The sequence below is a fragment of the Streptomyces sp. NPDC015032 genome (genome assembly GCF_043080425.1).
Classification (GTDB): Bacteria; Actinomycetota; Actinomycetes; order Streptomycetales; family Streptomycetaceae; genus Streptomyces.
This window is the reverse complement of the sequence record NZ_JBIBVN010000004.1, coordinates 24433-42832: the sequence shown is the minus strand read 5'-3', so window position 1 is coordinate 42832 and position 18400 is coordinate 24433. Positions and strand designations below refer to the sequence as shown.

The window sequence follows — 18400 nt, the reverse complement described above, 5'->3', positions numbered from 1 at the left end:
GTAACCCAGTATGGCCCCGCCCGCACGGGTGGGCCAACACGGGGCCCGGATGCTGAGACACCGCCCGGGGCCGGTCCGGGGGCCGCCTTCCCGCGCCCCCGTCGTGGCCGGGACGACGGCCGACTCCGCGACCCCGGTAGAATCGAGAGAACCGACCCCCCTTTCACCGCCGGAAGGCCGCCCGTGCCAGCAGCACCCCTCGCCGCCCCCGACACCGCCACCGACGTGGTCCTCGTTGTCGACTTCGGGGCGCAGTACGCCCAGCTCATCGCCCGCCGCGTCCGTGAGGCCCGGGTCTACAGCGAGATCGTCCCGTCCACGATGCCGGTGGCCGAGATGCTGGCCAAGAACCCCCGGGCGATCATCCTGTCCGGTGGCCCCTCCTCGGTGTACGCGGAGGGCGCGCCCTCCCTCGACCGTGCGATCTTCGAGGCCGGGGTCCCGGTCTTCGGCATGTGCTACGGCTTCCAGCTCATGGCCACCGCGCTCGGCGGCACCGTCGACGACAACGGCGCCCGTGAGTACGGCCGCACGCCGCTCACCGTCTCCAAGACCGGCTCCACGCTCTTCGAGGGCACACCCGCCGAGCAGTCGGTCTGGATGTCGCACGGCGACGCCTGCTCCGCCGCCCCCGAGGGCTTCACCGTCACCGCGTCCACCGACGTCGTGCCCGTCGCCGCCTTCGAGAACGACGAGAAGAAGCTCTACGGCGTCCAGTACCACCCCGAGGTCCTGCACTCCACGCACGGCCAGCAGGTTCTGGAGCACTTCCTCTACCGCGGCGCCGGCATCGAGCCGACCTGGACCACGACCAATGTGGTCGAGGAGCAGATCGCGCTGATCCGCGAGCAGGTCGGCACCAAGCGCGCCATCTGCGCTCTGTCCGGCGGAGTCGACTCCGCGGTCGCCGCCGCCCTCGTGCAGAAGGCCATCGGCTCGCAGCTGACCTGCGTGTACGTCGACCATGGCCTGATGCGCAAGGGCGAGAGCGAGCAGGTCGAGAAGGACTTCGTGGCCTCCACCGGCGTCCAGCTGAAGGTGGTCGACGCCGAGGAGCGCTTCCTGAACGCGCTGGCCGGGGTCAGCGACCCCGAACAGAAGCGGAAGATCATCGGCCGGGAGTTCATCCGCGTCTTCGAGCAGGCCCAGGTCGAGCTCGTCGCCGAGGGCGCCGCCGACGGCGAGGAGGTCGCCTTCCTCGTCCAGGGCACGCTCTACCCGGACGTCGTCGAGTCCGGCGGCGGCACCGGCACCGCCAACATCAAGTCCCACCACAATGTCGGCGGTCTCCCCGACGACATCGAGTTCCAGCTCGTCGAGCCGCTGCGCCAGCTGTTCAAGGACGAGGTCCGGATGGTCGGCCAGGAGCTCGGTCTGCCCGGCGAGATAGTCCAGCGCCAGCCGTTCCCCGGCCCGGGGCTCGGCATCCGTATCGTCGGCGAGGTCACCAAGGAGCGGCTCGACCTGCTCCGCGACGCCGACGCCATCGCCCGCGAGGAGCTGACCGCGGCCGGTCTGGACCGCGACATCTGGCAGTGCCCCGTGGTCCTGCTCGCCGATGTCCGTTCGGTCGGCGTCCAGGGCGACGGCCGCACCTACGGCCACCCGATCGTCCTGCGCCCGGTCTCCTCCGAGGACGCCATGACGGCCGACTGGTCGCGGCTGCCGTACGAGACGCTCGCCAAGATCTCGACCCGCATCACCAACGAGGTCGCCGACGTCAACCGCGTCGTACTCGACGTGACGAGCAAGCCGCCGGGCACCATCGAGTGGGAGTGACCTTCCCGACAGGCTCTGTCTGACATCCGGTCGGCGCCGATGCCGCCGCTCGTTCATCCGGGCGGCGGCATCGGCGCGTCCTTGGACGCGGGACGGGGTCCGTGCCCGAATCGGTCCCCGATGCCTCTGGTCACCTGCGGCAACCGGCGGTAGCTTCCGATCCCGTACGCCCTGGGAGTCCGGAGGAGCCGTCATGCCCGAGCCCACACCCGTACCCGCGTCCACACCCGTACCCGCGTCCGCGCCCGTACCCGCCCCCGTTCCCCTGCCCGTGGACCGGCTCCACTTCGCGATGCCGCCCGTCCACGCGTCGGCAAGGGAGGAGCGCGCGTACCGCAAGGCGCGGCTGGCCGGGGCGCTCAGGCTGTTCGGGGAGTACGGGTACGAGGACGGCGTCTCCGGTCACATCACCGCGCGGGACCCGGAGTTCACCGACTGCTTCTGGGTCAACCCCTTCGGGGCCCCCTTCGACGGGCTCGCGCCCGACGAGCTGATCCTGGTCAACGGGGAGGGGCAGGTCGTCGAGGGGCGGTACCACGTCAATCAGGCGGCGTTCGCCGTCCACGCGCAGGTGCACCGGGCGCGCCCGGACGTCGTCGCCGTCGCGCACACCCACTCCGTGCACGGGCGGGCCCTGTCCGCGCTCGGCGAGCTCGTCGAACCGATCACCCAGGAGTCCTGCGCCTTCTACGAGGACCATGTGCTGTACGACGCGTACACCGGAGTCGTGGTCGACGAGGAGGAAGGGCGCCGGATCGCCGCCGCGCTCGGCGGGCACAAGGCGATCGTGCTGCGCAACCACGGGCTGCTGACCGTCGGCGACTCGGTGGACGCGGCAGCCTGGTGGTTCATCACGCTGGAGCGCTCCTGCCAGGTGCAACTGGCCGCGCGGGCGGCCGGAAAGCCCGTGCTGATCGAGCACCGGAATGCCGTTGCCACCCGTGAGCAGCTCGGCAGCGACCTGGTGGCCTGGATCAACTACCAGTCACTGTGGCGCCGGATCAGTCGCACATTCTGACGATACGCGCCGACGGACCGCCCCGATGCGGCCCGGAGCCCTTCGGTACGGCACAATTCGCAGCAATCACAGCAGAGTTGGCTGTACCGGGGCTTGAAAGGGCGGCGTTCTCCGTGGCGTTGGACGAGGCGAGGGTGAGCGGCACGCACGGCGGCGGCTGTACGTGCGGCGACTGCCCGCACGGGGCGCGCGAGGGCCACCGGCGCGCGGTGGCCGCCTTCCTGGCCAAGCGGGACGAACTCGCCACCGGCCAGGGGCTGCCGCCCGGGGTCGCCCGGTCCGCCTCCGCGACCCGCCAGTGGGTCTCGGACGAGCTGACCCAGTCGGCCAGGACCGTGGCCGAGCGGGGCAGGGAGGCGGGCGACGCCTGGCTGTACCGGGTGTGGCGGCGCACCCTGATCGCGGTGTGGGGGAGCGTCGCCGTGCTGGTCGTCGCCGAGACCGCCACCGCCGTCGGCGCGGGCTGGACCAACGCCCGTACGGCGGGGCTCCTCGCCGGACTCGTCACCGCGGCCCTGCTGACCGCCGCCGCCCACCTCCACCGGGCCCGCGGCGGCCTCCTCGCCCCGGTCATCGGCGAGGACAACCGGCTCTCCACCTCCCGGGCGGTCGCCGCGTCCTGGGTGCTGCTCGCCGTCTTCTCCGTCCTGGTGCTGGCGCTCCAGCTGGCCGGTGCCTCCGAACATGCCGAGCGCGACGAACTGATCGAGGGGCTGGAGCTGTCCCGGGGCGCCGGGGTGGTGACCGTGCTGGCGCTGGTGTGCGCCGTCGCCGTGGTCGTACGCCGGGTGGTGACCGTGCGTGCTCTGTCCGGGCGGCTGCAGAAGCTGCGGGCCGACCGGCCGCGCGCCGCCGATCTCCTCACCGACGACTCCGGACGGGGCAGCTTCACGGATGTCCAGTACGTGCTGGTGAGCACCGTCGCCGTGCTGTTCGCCGCGGTCCGGCTGGCCCGCAGGCCCGAGCAGCTGCCCGACCTGCCCTGGGGCCTCGCGCTGCTCGTCACCGTCTCGGCGGTCGCGTACTTCGCCGGCAAGTATGCGGAGGGCGGGCGCCCGGTGGTGCTCTCGGTGGTCCGGGCCCGGGAGGCCGGGGACCTGGACGCGCCGATCCGTACCGGCGACGACATCGAGATCCGCGGTGCGGGCTTCGTGCCGCCCGGCGCCGGGTCGCCCGACGGGCTGGCCCGCATGGTCGTCCGGATCGGCCGGGTCCATGTGCACGTGCCGCTGATCCCGGTCACCGGCGGCTTCGCCAACCCGACCGACAGCATGCTCACCGTGCCGGTGCCGGTCGAGGTGGAACCGGGGCTGGTGGAGGTGCAGGTCGTGACCGCCGCCGGGGTGGAGTCGAACCGGGTCGAGATCGATGTGATGGACTGACTGGCCGTCGGGGGCCCGCCGGGCGGCGGATACCGACCGTCCGTTCGGACGACCCACCGAGTGAACTGGGCGTTCACGGCAAACGTATGGTCTGGTGACGGATCTACAGAAGGCAGACAGCCACATGCTTGGCTACGGTACGAACGTACGCGGTCTGGGTGAGTCGAGAGGGCTCGGGGAGCTGGCACGGGAACATGCCCTGCTGCCCCTGCGGCTCTTCCTCGGCATCACCTTCATCTACGCGGGACTCGACAAACTGACGGACAGTTCCTTCTTCCGCGCGAGCGGCGCCGGCTCCATCGGCGAGCAGATGCACGGGGTACGCGACTCGGCGGCGATCCCGGCCCTCGTCGACCTCGCGCTGAAGAGCCCGGGCGCCTTCGGGTACGCCATCGCCATCGGCGAACTCCTCGTCGGCATCGCCACCCTGATCGGGTTCCGGGCACGGCTCGCCGCGCTCGGCGGGGCGCTGATCTCGCTGAGCCTGTGGCTGACGGTCAGCTGGCAGGTGAAGCCGTACTACTACGGCAACGACCTGGTCTACCTCATGGCCTGGCTGCCGCTGGTGCTCTGCGGGGCCGCGGCGTTCTCCATCGACGCCCTCCGCACGCCACGACGGCGACGAATCCGGTAGTTCACCCAGGTCGCGGTGGCGGCCAGCCAGAGGCCGCCGAAGAACAGCGAGAAGAAGAAGACCCACGGGGCGTCCCAGAACCCTGCCGCGTCCGCCGCGTATCCCGCTGCCAGAGCGAGCATGGCCACGCCCGCAACCGCCCGTCCCGGGCGGATCTCATGACGCAGCACGGGTGACCTCCACCTGTCCGATGCCGACTTCGAGAGTGAGCTCGATGGTGCCGGCCGGTTTGCTGCCCGGGGCCGGCGGAAGCGTCCTGCGCTCGTTCTGCGACGGGCTGATGTCCACATAGTTCGCCTGCTCGGCCGGTGCGTCGCTCGGCCGGCTGAGCGGCAGCGTGATGTCGCCGAGGGCCGCCCCGGCGTCCACCTTCACCGTCACCGCCTTCGGTACGACGACGACCGCGCGGCCCGCCCCGACCTTGACCTCCGTCCGGACGGTTCCACCCGGCGGAACCGTGATCTCCGTGAGATCCAGCCGTGCCACCCCGGAGCCCAGTTCGTAGTGCGGCCGGACCGCCGCCACCGAGGCCGGCCGCCAGCCCTCGCGCACCCACTGGGTGGTGATGTCCTTGGGCAGTGCGGAGGCGCCCGCCAGCAGGGCAGCCGTGATCATCGACAGCATGACCGTGCCGAACCCGGTCCTTCCGAGGAACGCGCTGACCAGCATCCCCAGCCCGAACACCGCGAGCGCACCGGCCAGGCCGATCTGCAGACTCGTGCCGAGCGGATGGGAGTCCCAGCTCAGCCCCGTGCCCAGCCCGCCCGCGATCAGCGCGAACAGGAACACGAGGCCGCCGATGGAGACCGGGCCCGTGGTACCGGGCTCCCGCCGGGGCGCGCGGAACGGGTCCTTCGGCGTCGCCCCGCGGGGACGTACCGCCCGGTCGTCCGGCGCCGCGTCGGCCGGACCCCACAGATAGCCGGGGCCCACCGGCCCCGACGTGCCGTCCTTGATGATCGGATCCCGCCACCACGACGGGCTGCCCGGCGACGGCGGGGCCTTCACCTCGGGCGGCGCGTCCGCCACGGCCTGCGCGGTCGCCGGGTGCAGCGGGTCCTCGGGCGCCGCCGTCCTGCGGTTCTGCGTCCAGACGGCGAAGCCGACGACCGCGAGCGACAGCATCGCGGAGAACGCCAGCGTGCCGCCGTTGCCCAGCATGGAGAGGAACAGCCCGCAGCCGATCAGCGCGAGCAGCACCGCGATCAGCGACGCACCCTCGACGCGGCCGGACAGCAGCCTGCGTGCCTCGTTCTCGTCCTCCCCGTCCAGGGGGATCAGCAGCCAGGCGAAGCCGTAGAAGATCAGGCCGATGCCGCCGGTCACGGACAGCACACCGAGCACGATCCGGAAGATCACCGGATCGACGTCGCAGTACCGGCCGAGTCCGCCGCACACCCCGGCCACGACCTTGTGGCGCGGGCTGCGCCGCAGCTGCGGTCCTGGTCCGGAGGGCGGTGCGACACCGGGGGAGGCGTCCTGGGGAACGGTCATGGCTCCATGGTGACGGGCCGCGCGCCTGTCCGGGACCCGCGCCGACCCTGGCCGATCCCTGATATTGCCCCCACGGGTCCCCGGGGTGATGCGTCCACGCACCGCCGGGACGGGCGTCCACGCACCTCGGGAACGACGGGCTCTCAGGGTCGGGTCCGGGGCGGACCCTGATGCCGTCACCCGTACGGACATGTGACGATCGGTGCATGCCAGTCGCCACCCCCCGAGCCGCCAGCTCCCTCAACGCCGACCCGGAGGAGCCGCCGCTGCGCAAGCTGTACCGCAGCGCCGACGGACGGCTGCTCGGCGGCGTCGCGCGCGGTCTCGCCGGGCATCTCGGGCTGCCCGTCGCCTGGGTGCGGTTCGTCTTCCTCGGCCTGTTCTTCGCGGACGGCCTCGGCGCCCTGCTCTACGCCGTGTTCTGGATCGTCGTCCCGCTCGGCGTCGGTGGCGTGGAGGCGCCGCGCTCCTTCTTCGAGACCGCCCCGGACGGCAGCCGCCGGCTCCGCAAACCCGACAGGGGCCAGGTCTTCGCCCTCATCGCGCTGTTCATCGGTGCCCTGATCTTCGTCCGCAACGTCGACATGGGCAGCGAGGCCGACCGCTATATCTGGCCCGCGCTGCTGATCGGCGCCGGTTCCGTACTGGTGTGGCGGCAGGCCGACAACGCCCGGCGGGCCCGCTGGATGGAGGTCGGCAACCGCCGCCGGGTCCTCCACCTGGCCCGGGGACTGGCCGGGGTCGCCCTGGTCGGCCTGGGCCTGGCCGTCTTCATGGTGGTACGCGGCTCCGCGGCCCAGCTCGGCAATGTCCTGACCGCCGCGATCGCCGTCCTCACCGGCATCGCGCTGCTGGCCGGCCCCTACCTCGTACGCATGACCCAGGATCTCTCCGAGGAACGCACGATGCGCATCAGGGCCCAGGAGCGCGCCGAGGTCGCCGCCCACGTCCACGACTCGGTGCTGCACACCCTCACCCTGATCCAGCGCAACGCGGAGGACGCGGGCGAGGTCCGCAGACTGGCCCGCGCCCAGGAACGCGAACTGCGCAACTGGCTGTACAACCCCGAGGGCACCGGCAAGGACGAGGACGACGAACCCGAGACCCTCGCCGAGGCGGTCAAGCGCGCCGCCGCCGAGGTCGAGGACAAGCACGGCGTCCCGCTGGAGGTCGTCGTCGTCGGCGACTGCCCGCTGGACGAGAAGCTGGCCGCGCAGATGCAGGCCGCGCGCGAGGCGATGGTCAACGCCGCCAAGTACGGTGGCGAGGGCGGCGCCGTGCAGGTCTACGCCGAGGTCGAGGGCCGTACGGTCTTCGTCTCGGTACGCGACCGGGGCCCGGGATTCGATCTGGAGTCCGTACCGGGGGACAGAATGGGCGTACGAGAATCAATCATCGGCCGGATGCAGCGCAACGGCGGCACGGCACGGCTGCGTTCGGTGCCCGGCGGGGGCACGGAAGTCGAGCTGGAGATGGAGAGGGCGAGCGATGACAAAGACCACTGAGGCGGCCGGGGGCGCGGAACGCCGGGTACGGGTCGTGCTCGTCGACGACCACCGGATGTTCCGCACCGGTGTCCAGGCCGAGATCGGCCGCACCGAGGAGACCGGCGTCGAGGTGGTCGGCGAGGCCGCGGACGTCGACCAGGCGGTCACCGTCATCACGGCGACCCGCCCCGAGGTCGTCCTCCTCGACGTCCACCTGCCGGGCGGCGGCGGCGTCGAGGTGCTGCGCCGCTGCGCCCCGCTGATGGGGGCCGTCGACAGTCCGGTGCGGTTCCTGGCACTGTCCGTCTCGGACGCCGCCGAGGACGTCATCGGCGTCATCCGCGGCGGTGCCCGGGGCTACGTCACCAAGACGATCACCGGCACCGACCTGGTCGACTCGGTCTTCCGGGTCCAGGACGGCGACGCGGTGTTCTCGCCCCGGCTGGCCGGCTTCGTCCTCGACGCCTTCGCCTCGACGGACGCGCCGCCGGTCGACGAGGACCTGGACCGGCTGACGCAGCGCGAGCGCGAGGTGCTGCGGCTGATCGCCCGCGGTTACGCCTACAAGGAGATCGCCAAGCAGCTGTTCATCTCGGTGAAGACGGTCGAGTCGCACGTCTCGGCGGTGCTGCGCAAGCTCCAGCTGTCGAACCGGCACGAGCTGACCCGGTGGGCGACGGCGCGACGGCTGGTCTAGCCCTTGGTACGGCTGGTCCAGCCCTTGGTCCAGCCCCGCCGGCCCGTTCCCGCAGCACAGCACTGCCGCACCGGGCCCGCCGTCTCAGTCGGCCGTACCGTCGGGGCCGAGCGAGATGTTCAGCTTCTCGCCGACCCTGCGGTAGCCGATCCCGGCGTAGACCCGCTCCACATCGGCGTCGCCCGGCTCCAGCCACACCATCCGGCAGCCCCGCTCGAAGGCGGCCGCCGTCAGGTGGGCGGAGAGCGCGGCACCGATGCCACGGCGGCGGAAGGCGGCGGCGACGGCGAGGCCGGTCAGTTCGCTGAGGCCGTCGACCGGGACCGAGCAGCCGCCCGCGCCCGCCGGGACGCCGTCGACCGTGGCGAGGGCCGCGACCCCGCCGCCGCCGGCCGCTGCGCGCAGCCAGGCCGCCTGTCCTTCCTCCGGCGCGCCCGTCCCGCCGTAGGCGAGGTGCTGGACAAGCGCGGCGGCGTCGAACTCCGCGTCGGTCACCGGCTCGGCGGTCGTGAGGGCGTCCACCGGCTTCGGGGGCAGCAGGTCGCCCGGGGCACAGGTCAGGACCGGGGCCCGGTTCTCGACGGTGAACCCGGCGGCGAGCAGGGCCGGTTCGACCGCGGGCGCCCAGCCGGGCAGGAACTCCAGCCGCGGCAGCCGCTCGCGCTCGCGGAACGCCGCGATCAGGGCGTCGAGCTCCGCGGCCGTCGGTTCGGCGTCCTGGTCGGGTATCGCGTAGTTGGCGTACTTGATCGACCAGTCCGGGTTGTACCGCACGGTGAAGGGGCCGACCCGCAGATGGCCGGGGGAGCGCAGCGCGAGCGTACGGGCGTGGATCTGGACCTCGACGTCCATGGGCATGTGCGGGTCTCCTATTGCCGACCGACCGACCGACCGACCGACCGACCGGCCGACCGGAAGCCGGCAGCCTATGCCACCCGGGTCGCCCCGGCGAAGGGCATCTGATCGATGGGCGCGATCCGGACCGGCGCACCCGGGCGCGGGGCGTGGATCATCTGGCCGTTGCCGATGTAGAGCCCGACATGGCTGATGCCCGAGTAGAAGAACACCAGGTCGCCGGGGGCCAGTTCGGAGCGCGAGATGTGCTGGCCGGCGTTGATCTGGGTGTACGTGGTCCGGGGCAGCGCGACACCGGCGGAGCGCCAGGCGGCCTGGGTGAGCCCGGAGCAGTCGAACGAGGACGGGCCGGTCGCACCCCAGACGTACGGCTTGCCGAGTGCCCCGTACGCGAACGCGACGGCCTCGGCGGCGCGGGAGCCGGGGGCAGGGGCGGGGCCGCGCCCGGTGCCGCGGTCGGCGCGGCCGGCGGAATGCGCGCCGTCCGAACCCTCGTAGGCGGCGCGTTCGGCCGGGGAGAGGGTGGCGAGGAGCCGCTGCGCGTCGGCCAGTTTGGTCCTGATCGTCGCCTTGTGCTTCTTCAGCTCGGCCTGGCGCGCCGTCAGCGCCGCCAGCTTGTCCTTGGCCCGTGAGCGCAGCTGGGCGATCCCGGCGACCTGCCGTTCCACCTCGTCGATCTCGGCGGCCCGCCGGTCGCCGATCCGGTCCACGTACGACGCGCGCTCCAGGTACTGGTCGGGGTCGGAGGAGAGCGCCAGCTGTACGGACGGGTCCAGGCCGCCCGTACGGTACTGCGCGGCGGCGAACGAACCCAGTGCGTCGCGCGAGGCGTTGAGGCGCTCGGTCCTGCGGGCGGCCTCGTCGCGCAGGGTGTCGAGGGCATCCGCGGCGGCGGTCGCCTGCTCCTTCGCGCCGTTGTACTGCTCGGTGGCGATCTCCGCGTCGTGGTGGAGCCGGTCCACCTCGGCCCTGATCCGGGCGGGGGTTCGCTGGGGATCGGCGTGCGCCGGGCCCGGCATGACGGCAGCGGTGGCGGCCCCGGCGAAGGCGAGGGTCGCCGCGGTGCGGGCAGCAGAGCCGGTGTACGGGCGCTGCTTGGGTTTCCGGTGCGCTGCCACGGGGGCGTGCGTCCTTCCTGACGACTGCCCGTCGGGGACTACCGGCGGGCCCGCCCGAGGCCCGGCGGCGGGCCGCCAACGGGGGAGCGGTCCGCCGCCGGACCTCTCGGCGGGGTGACCGGCGTGCCGTCCGGGTGCGGAGCGGCGGTGAAGCCGGTCACCTGGTCAGGGACGCTAAACCCGGGGCACGGGGAAGAGTCGTAATGGCATCTATTGCCCGAATTTGGCGCGAGCCTGTCGCTATCTGATCGGAAAAATGACAACAGAGTCAGGCAATTGGTGCAGACACGAGCGAAGCGCCAAGAAGCCGCACCTGGCTGCGGAGTGGTGATATGGGCGGGGCTAGGCTGCGGCCTCATGGACGTACTCATTCATGTCTTCGTCGCCCTGCACATCATCGGTATCGCCTCGTTGCTGGGCGGTTTCCTGACCCAGATGAAGGCGATGGGCGCGGGCACGGCCCGGTTCGTCCCGGCGATGCTGCACGGTGCGCTCACGATGCTGGTCACCGGGGTCGCACTGGTCGGGCTCAACCAGGCCGACGGCGGTCATGTGAACAACATCAAGATCGGGGTCAAGCTGCTGTTCCTGGTCGTCGTCCTCGCGCTGGTCTACATCAAGCGGGACGAGGAGAAGGTCGACAAGGGCGCCTTCGCGGCCGTGGGCGGGCTGACGCTCGCCAATATCTTCATCGCGACGCTCTGGACCTGAGAACCGAGGCCGGCGGCCACTGTCCGCAGGGCCGGGGCCAGGGCCCGCCGGAGAGCCGGCCCGATTCCGGAGAGCCGGCCCGGCTCCGGGGCGTGAGCCGGTTTCGGGGGCCCCGGTCCCGGGGCGTGAGCCGCCCGGAGGCATCGGCCGGCCCGGGGTACGACCCGGCCGACCACTGGTCGGGCCGGCCGGCTCGCGCCCAGGGCGGCGGTGCGGCGGACCGCTAACCCGGCCGCACGCTGCCGTAGATCGGCATGTAGTAGATCGACTCCTCGCGCACGTTCGCCCCCGGTTTCGGCGCGTGGATCATCATTCCGTCGCCCTTGTAGATGCCGACGTGACTGATGTCGTCGTAGAAGAAGACGAGGTCGCCGGGGCGCAGGTCCGCCGTGGCGACCCGGGTGCCGACCTTCACCTGGTCCCAGGTGGTGCGCGGGATGGTGACGCCCGCGGCCTTCCATGCCGCCTGGGTGAGCCCGGAGCAGTCGTACGAGGACGGACCGGTCGCGCCCCAGACGTACGGCTTTCCGATCTGGGCGCGGGCGAAGGCCAGGACCTGTTCCGCCTTGGTGGAGGCGCTGCTGCCCGAGCCGGTGCCGGTGCCGGTCCCGGTGCCGGTCCCGGTGCCCGTTCCCGTACCGCTGCCGGACCCCGTCTTCTTCGCGGCCTCCGCGGCCTCCGCGGCCTTGCGGTCCGCCTCCGCCTTGGCGGCGGCCTGCTGTCGCGCCAGTTCCTCCGCCTTGCGCTTGGCCTCCGCCTCCTTCTTCCGCTCCAGCGCCGCGAGCCGCGCCTTCTCCTCGGCGGTCAGCTTCGACAGCATCGTCCGCGCCTCGCCCAGCTTCTGCTGAACGTTCTGCTTGCTGGTGCGCAGCGTGGCCTGCGTCGTGGTCAGCGTCTCCAGGCTGCGCACCGCTTCGGCGCGCTTCTTCGAGGCTTTGGCCTGCTGCGCGCGGAAGTCCGTGAGTGCCTTCTGCTGCTGACCGGACATCCGGTCCATCAGTTGGTTCTGGTCGAAGTACGATTGCGGGTCGTCGGCCAGGAAGAAGGTGGCGCTCGGCGTGAGCGACCCGGTGCGGTACTGCGCGGCCGCGTAGGAGCCGAGCGTCCTGCGGGCGTCGTTGAGTTTGTCGGCGCGCTTCGCCACGTCGTCCAGGAGCGTGTCCACCTCGGCGCGCTGGGCGGCGGAGGCCTCCTTCGCCTGGTTGTACCGCTGGGTCGCGGTACCCGCCTGCCGGTAGAGGTCGTCGACCTGCTTCTGGACGTCCTCGACACTGGGCTTCGGAGCGGGGGCCGCCGTGGCGCTCTGCGTGGAGAGCAGGGTCACGGACGCCAGGGCCGCCGTCGTGAGCCCGACGGCCGGAGTGGTGGTGCGCACCCGGGGGCGCGGTTTGCGATGCGATGCCAAGGCAGGCATCTCCTTCCGTGGACCGCCTGCCGGGTTAGCTGTCGGGTTCGGGCGGAACGGAAGGCTGCCCTACGGTCCGAGTGGGGGATAAGGACCGATTCACCCCAGTGCTGCGTATGGTTCCCCGGCTCCGAACGCCCGCGAGGGCGGCCCGGATTCGGCGCGGGCGCCCGCTCGGCGTGGTTCGCCTCAGGGGGTACGGGCCGCCCGGTCGAGCACGCTAGCCAACTCATGATGCTGCTGTGAAGGTTGATGTTCGATATGCCCGATACGCGTTCGTGACCTTCGTGGATTGGGGTGCCAGGGTGGACGAGGGTCCGGAATTTCTCACCCGTAGTGGCGGCTCGTTCTCTCTGCGTGCCCGGTCGTGGAGTGGGGTTCGTCATGCGGCCGGGGTGCAGTTCGGTATGCGGCCGCCGTGTGTCGGTCCGGCGTCCTAGACTCGGCAAGCGATGAGCAGCCTCTTTGACGACAGCTTCCTGGCCGGCCTCCAGCACTCGGAGGAAGAGCCCCCGCCGCCCCCCGAGGACTCCGTACCCGAAGCGGTGCCGGAGGACCTCTTCGCGGGCGTGTTCGATGGGCCCCCGCCGCCCAGGGACGCGTACTACCGCGACGGCGCGCCCCGCCCGGTCATCGACCCCGCGGCGCTCCTCGACGGGCTGAACACCGAGCAGCGGGCCGCCGTCGTCCACGCGGGCTCCCCGCTGCTCATCGTCGCCGGGGCGGGCTCGGGCAAGACCCGGGTGCTGACCCACCGGATCGCCCACCTCCTCGCCGAGCGCGGGGTGCACCCCGGCCAGATCCTGGCGATCACCTTCACCAACAAGGCCGCGGGCGAGATGAAGGAGCGCGTCGAACAGCTCGTCGGACCGCGCGCCAACGCCATGTGGGTCATGACCTTCCACAGTGCGTGCGTACGCATCCTGCGCCGCGAATCGAAGAAGCTCGGCTTCACCTCGTCGTTCTCGATCTACGACGCCGCCGACTCCAAGCGGCTGATGGCCCTGGTCTGCCGCGATCTCGATCTGGACCCGAAGCGCTTCCCGCCGAAGTCGTTCACGGCGAAGGTCTCGAACCTGAAGAACGAACTGATCGACGAGGAGACCTTCGCCGGCCAGGCGGCGGACGGGTTCGAGAAGACCCTCGCCCAGGCCTACACGATGTACCAGTCCCGGCTGCGCGAGGCCAACGCGCTGGACTTCGACGACATCATCATGACGACGGTCCACCTCCTCCAGGCGTTCCCCGACGTCGCCGAGCACTACCGCCGCCGCTTCCGCCACGTCCTGGTCGACGAGTACCAGGACACCAACCACGCCCAGTACACCCTCGTACGCGAACTGGTCGGCCCGGCCGGTGAGGGCGACGCCCCCGGCGAGCTGTGCGTCGTCGGTGACGCGGACCAGTCGATCTATGCCTTCCGCGGCGCGACCATCCGCAACATCCTCCAGTTCGAGGAGGACTACCCGGACGCGACCACGATCCTGCTGGAGCAGAACTACCGCTCCACGCAGACGATCCTGTCCGCCGCCAACGCGGTCATCGAGCGCAACGAGAGCCGCCGTCCCAAGAACCTCTGGACGAACGCCGGCACCGGCGCCCGGATCACCGGCTACGTCGCCGACACCGAGCACGACGAGGCGCAGTTCGTCGCCGACGAGATCGACCGGCTGACCGACGCGGGCGATGCCAGGGCGGGCGACGTCGCGGTCTTCTACCGTACGAACGCGCAGTCCCGGGTCTTCGAGGAGATCTTCATCCGCGTCGGCCTGCCGTACAAGGTCGTCGGCGGCGTGCGCTTCTACGAACGCAAGGAGGTCCGGGACGTCCTGGCCTACCTCCGGGTCCTCGCCAACCCCGAGGACACCGTCCCGCTGCGCCGCATCCTCAATGTGCCCAAGCGCGGCATCGGCGACCGCGCCGAGGCGATGATCGACGCATTGTCCCTGCGCGAGAAGATCACCTTCCCGCAGGCACTGCGCCGGGTCGACGAGGCGTACGGCATGGCGGCCCGGTCGGCCAACGCCGTCAAGCGGTTCAACACGCTGATGGAGGAGCTGCGCACCATCGTCGAGTCCGGCGCGGGCCCGGCCGTGGTCCTGGAGGCCGTCCTGGAGCGGACCGGCTATCTCGCGGAGCTCCAGGCGTCCACCGACCCGCAGGACGAGACCCGCATCGAGAACCTCCAGGAACTCGCCGCCGTCGCCCTCGAATTCGAGCAGGAGCGCGGGGAGTCCGGCGAGGAAGGCACGGGCACCCTCGCCGAGTTCCTGGAGCGGGTCGCGCTCGTCGCCGACTCCGACCAGATCCCCGACGAGGACGAGGACGGCTCCGGCGTCATCACGCTGATGACGCTGCACACCGCGAAGGGCCTCGAGTTCCCGGTGGTCTTCCTGACCGGCATGGAGGACGGCGTCTTCCCGCACATGCGGGCGCTCGGCCAGGTCAAGGAGCTGGAGGAGGAGCGGCGGCTCGCGTACGTCGGCATCACCCGGGCCCGCGAGCGGCTCTATCTGACCCGGGCGGCGATGCGCAGCGCGTGGGGGCAGCCCTCGTACAACCCGCCGTCACGGTTCCTGGAGGAGATCCCGGACCAGCACCTGGAGTGGCGGCGGACCGGGCCGATGGCGGCCCCGGCCGGACCCACGTCGGGGATCACCTCGTCGCTGTCCTCGTCGCGTTCGCGCTCCGGCCCCTCGGGCTTCGCGACCCGGCGGACCTCGGACAAGCCGACGGTCACACTGTCCGTCGGGGACCGGGTCACGCACGACCAGTTCGGCCTCGGGACGGTGACGGCGGTCGAGGGCTTCGGCGACCAGGCGAAGGCGACGGTCGACTTCGGGGACGAGCGGCCGAAGAAGCTGCTGCTGCGGTACGCGCCGGTCGAGAAGCTGTAGGCGGCGGGGCGCCGGCGGCCGGGGCTGTCGTCCCGGCCCCGGCCATCCGTCGGCCGGCTCGGCTCGGCTCGGGGCGTCCGGGCTCGGGGCGTCCCGCTCAGGCCGGGGTGGTCCGGCTCAAGCCGGGGTGGTCCCGCTCAAGCCGGGGTGGTCCGGCTCAGGTCGGGTCGACGCCGTGGCTGCGGAGCCAGGGCAGCGGGTTGATCGCTGATCCGCCGCCGGGCCGCACCTCGAAGTGCAGGTGCGGACCGGTCGAGTTCCCGGAGTCGCCCGAGTACGCGATGACGTCACCGGCCTTGACCGGTCCCGAGCGGATCCTGGTGCTGCTGAGGTGGCAGTACCAGGTCTCGGTCCCGTCGGCCATGGTGACGATGGCCATGTTCCCGTAGGCGCTGTTCAGTTGGGTGCGCACGGTGCCGTCCGTCGCGGCCATCACGGGCGTACCCTCGAAGACGGGGAAGTCGATGCCCGTGTGCACGGACATCCAGTTGACGCCCGCCTGGCCGAAGTACGCGCTGAGGCGGTGATCCTTGACCGGCATGACGAACTTGGGGCGCAGGGCTTCCTTGCGGGCGGCCTCATCCTCGCGCTTCTTCTTCTCGGCGGCCTGCCGCTCCCGCAGGTCGATGCGTTCCTGGGTACGGCTGGCGCGGTCGGCGAAGTTCTGGGCATCGGCCCTGAGATTGGCGAGCTGGGTGTCCAACTTGTTGTTGGCCGCGGCCGACTTGACGGAACCGGGGTCGGCGGCCGCCATCGTGGTGGTGTTGTCGTCCTTCTTGTCCTCGCCGGCCAGCCCGCCGACGGAGGCTGCGGCGATTCCGGCCACGCTCATCACGCAGGCGGAAGGAATGGCGACGGTGAGGAGCGCGGAACGCTTCGTGGGGGAACGCCGCCGACTGCGGTTGCCGCCGCCGTTACGGGTGGCGGGGCGGCTGACGGTGTGGTGCGTCTCGGTTACGGCGTCCGCGATGCCTGCGACACCTGCGTCGTCTGCGTCGTCTGTGTCACCGTCCCCCGTGCCGTCGGTGCGGTAGGGCTCGCAGGGGTCGTAGGAGTCCAGGCCGGCGTAGGACTCGTGGGTGCCGTGCGCCTCGTGTGTCGGCGGCGCTTCGTACGAAACCTGTGCGATTGGTGCAGTTTGCTCGATTTGCTGCTCGTGCTCGGGTGTGGCGCCGGTGTTCCAAGCGGTGGCGTCGTACGCGCCGGTGTCGTATGCGGCCGTGTCGCTCATGGTCCACTGGGCGCTCGTGTGCCAGCCGCTGGTGTCCCACTGGCCCGTGGCGTCCGGTGTGCCACCCTGTGCCGGAATGCCGGCGAACTCGGTGGTGGCGGTGGTGGTCGTGGTTGCTTCCGTGCCGTAGTCGGCAACCGGCGTCCACGTAGCCGTGGTCTCGTACGTCGGACCCGCCTCGTACTGCTGCTCGGGCTGAGCGGTGTACGGGGTGTAGGCGCCGTACGAGGTGGTCGGGTGCGCGCCCGTGTCCCACTGCGTGGAGTCGTACTGGCCGCTGTATCCGGACTGCCCGGCGCCGTAGCCGCTGCCGTATGCGCCGTCGTGACCGCCGGGGAGCGAACCGAAGAGCGGATCGCTGTCGAAGCCGCCGGTCGCCTCACTGTCGTATCCGGCGTACCCGGCGTGGGGGTGCTGGTCGTTCACCAACTTCTCTCTCGCCTCGGCAGCAGGACCTGTGTTCTGGGTTCCGGCGGGGGGAATCCCAGGGGAGCAGTGGCCGCGACTGTACCCGGCGGTATGCGACGTGGACAATCTTCGGCGGCTTCGGGCGGCTCAGGAAACGGGCAATCGGCCGCCTTTCGACGACCTGTCTACACAGCCTTGGCCCTATGTTCGAAGCGCGTTCTATTTGTGGGGTCTGTACCGGCTCGGAAGGCTCAGGAGGCTCCTGCGGTTCCGATGGCTTCGGTCATCGCTTCACGGGATTCCAGCGCCTGCCGGACCGCGGCGGCGACGGTCGGGTGCACGGGGAGTGCGAGATGGCCGATCCCGCTGACGCGTACGTTCAGCGCGTCGAGATCCGGATGGTCGATGCGGGCCGCCTCGGCGGGGACGATCACCCGGTCCAGCTCGCTCCAGAAACTCACGAACCGGGTGCGGCAGCCGGGTGCCGGCCTGCGTAGTTCCTTGATCGGCGCGGAGTCCGTACGCATCTGGCGCACGATGGGGTGAGCGCTGGCCGGCGGGGCGATGGCCGTGCCCCCGTGTGGTGTGCCGAGGGTGACCAGGGTGCGGACCCGCTGGTCACCGCCCAGTCGCTGCACGTAGTAGCGGGCGATCAGGCCGCCGAGACTGTGCCCCACGATGTCGACCTCATGGTGCCCGGTGCGGGCGCAGATCTCCTCGACATGTCGGCCGAGCAGCTCGGCCGCCGTGCGGATGTCGCAGGTCAGCGGCGAGTAGTTGAGCGACTCCAGATGGCGTCGGCCCTGCCGGACGAGGGAGCGGCGGAGCAGGGCGAAGACCGAACGGTTGTCGATGAAGCCGTGCAGGAGCACGACGGGCGGCTGCTCGCCGCCCTCGGCGCGGGGTGCGGTCGCCTCGGCGGGTGCGGTGTCGGTGGATGCGGCGGCGACGGGTGCGGTGTCGGTGGATGCCCCGGCCAGGTGTGGCGCGGGCTGTCGCTCCCCGGCGATGCCGGTGGAGTCGAGGAGTACGTGTCCGGCGAGGACCACCAGTTCGAGTGCGCCGGCCTTGAGCGGGGCGGATGACAGCCGGGGGCGGCACGGACGCACCCGGCGCGGTAGTAGCGGTAGGAAAGGCAGGACCTGCATGGCCGACCTCCTGCTCCGGCAAGCGGGGGAGACGGCTCCGGTCCCCGTATGCCCTCATGGGGTGCCGTTGCGGAAGTGCGAGCGCCTGGCCGACGGGCCGTACCACCGTGCCGCGCGGCTGGCGGCGCGGTGGTAC

14 protein-coding genes and 1 riboswitch are annotated in these 18400 nt (G+C 71.5%); of the genes, 8 read left to right on the top strand and 6 right to left on the bottom strand.

Annotated features, from left to right (window positions below; translation table 11 throughout):
• Positions 1 to 183: 183 nt before the first annotated feature.
• From guaA to ACF08M_RS08620, 4 genes are all read left to right on the top strand, one after another.
• On the top strand, positions 184 to 1779 hold the full coding sequence (gene guaA, locus ACF08M_RS08635; RefSeq protein WP_392184525.1) for a glutamine-hydrolyzing GMP synthase: 1596 nt from the start codon (positions 184 to 186) through the stop codon (positions 1777 to 1779).
• Positions 1780 to 1972: 193 nt separating this feature from the next.
• A complete protein-coding gene (locus ACF08M_RS08630; protein ID WP_392184524.1) occupies positions 1973 to 2797 on the top strand; it encodes a class II aldolase/adducin family protein in 825 nt (274 codons plus the stop codon).
• 113 nt (positions 2798 to 2910) lie between these two features.
• The gene (locus ACF08M_RS08625; RefSeq protein WP_392184523.1) at positions 2911 to 4179 is read left to right on the top strand and encodes a hypothetical protein; all 1269 of its coding nucleotides are present in this window, start codon (positions 2911 to 2913) and stop codon (positions 4177 to 4179) included.
• Positions 4180 to 4303: 124 nt separating this feature from the next.
• Positions 4304 to 4813, top strand: coding sequence for a DoxX family protein (locus ACF08M_RS08620; RefSeq protein ID WP_392184522.1), 510 nt, complete (start codon positions 4304 to 4306; stop codon positions 4811 to 4813).
• Positions 4814 to 4969: 156 nt separating this feature from the next.
• Here the strand turns inward: ACF08M_RS08620 and ACF08M_RS08615 are convergent, their stop codons facing one another.
• Positions 4970 to 6307 (bottom strand): PspC domain-containing protein, encoded by a 1338-nt coding sequence (locus ACF08M_RS08615; RefSeq protein WP_392184521.1) that lies wholly within the window; start codon positions 6305 to 6307, stop codon positions 4970 to 4972.
• Positions 6308 to 6513: 206 nt separating this feature from the next.
• Between ACF08M_RS08615 and ACF08M_RS08610 the strand changes: the two genes are divergently transcribed.
• Positions 6514 to 7812 carry a PspC domain-containing protein gene (locus tag ACF08M_RS08610; protein WP_392184520.1) on the top strand — a complete coding sequence of 433 codons (1299 nt, stop codon included), beginning with the start codon at positions 6514 to 6516 and terminating at the stop codon, positions 7810 to 7812.
• Positions 7796 to 8491: a LuxR C-terminal-related transcriptional regulator gene (locus ACF08M_RS08605; protein WP_392184519.1), complete on the top strand. Its 696-nt coding sequence runs from the start codon at positions 7796 to 7798 to the stop codon at positions 8489 to 8491. The genes ACF08M_RS08610 and ACF08M_RS08605 overlap by 17 nt, the downstream gene beginning before the upstream one ends.
• Before the next feature lie 84 nt (positions 8492 to 8575).
• Here ACF08M_RS08605 and ACF08M_RS08600 read toward each other — a convergent pair whose 3' ends face one another.
• Positions 8576 to 9349 (bottom strand): GNAT family N-acetyltransferase, encoded by a 774-nt coding sequence (locus ACF08M_RS08600; RefSeq protein WP_392184518.1) that lies wholly within the window; start codon positions 9347 to 9349, stop codon positions 8576 to 8578.
• Positions 9350 to 9417: 68 nt separating this feature from the next.
• On the bottom strand, positions 9418 to 10464 hold the full coding sequence (locus ACF08M_RS08595; protein ID WP_392184517.1) for an NlpC/P60 family protein: 1047 nt from the start codon (positions 10462 to 10464) through the stop codon (positions 9418 to 9420).
• 357 nt (positions 10465 to 10821) lie between these two features.
• Here ACF08M_RS08595 and ACF08M_RS08590 point away from each other — a divergent pair, with 357 nt between their 5' ends.
• Complete coding sequence (locus ACF08M_RS08590; RefSeq protein WP_392184516.1) at positions 10822 to 11175, top strand: hypothetical protein; 354 nt, start codon at positions 10822 to 10824, stop codon at positions 11173 to 11175.
• Positions 11176 to 11398: 223 nt separating this feature from the next.
• Here ACF08M_RS08590 and ACF08M_RS08585 read toward each other — a convergent pair whose 3' ends face one another.
• Positions 11399 to 12589: an NlpC/P60 family protein gene (locus ACF08M_RS08585; protein ID WP_392184515.1), complete on the bottom strand. Its 1191-nt coding sequence runs from the start codon at positions 12587 to 12589 to the stop codon at positions 11399 to 11401.
• Positions 12588 to 12753, bottom strand: a riboswitch (cyclic di-AMP (ydaO/yuaA leader). It overlaps the preceding gene by 2 nt.
• A 279-nt stretch (positions 12754 to 13032) precedes the next feature.
• On the opposite strand from ACF08M_RS08585, the gene pcrA reads away from it, so the two are divergent.
• Positions 13033 to 15477: a DNA helicase PcrA gene (pcrA, locus tag ACF08M_RS08580; RefSeq protein ID WP_392184514.1), complete on the top strand. Its 2445-nt coding sequence runs from the start codon at positions 13033 to 13035 to the stop codon at positions 15475 to 15477.
• Between the two features lie 157 nt (positions 15478 to 15634).
• Here pcrA and ACF08M_RS08575 read toward each other — a convergent pair whose 3' ends face one another.
• A complete protein-coding gene (locus tag ACF08M_RS08575) occupies positions 15635 to 17134 on the bottom strand; it encodes a M23 family metallopeptidase (RefSeq protein ID WP_392184513.1) in 1500 nt (499 codons plus the stop codon).
• 233 nt (positions 17135 to 17367) lie between these two features.
• A complete protein-coding gene (locus ACF08M_RS08570) occupies positions 17368 to 18264 on the bottom strand; it encodes an esterase/lipase family protein (protein ID WP_392184512.1) in 897 nt (298 codons plus the stop codon).
• Between the last annotated feature and the right edge of the window lie 136 nt (positions 18265 to 18400).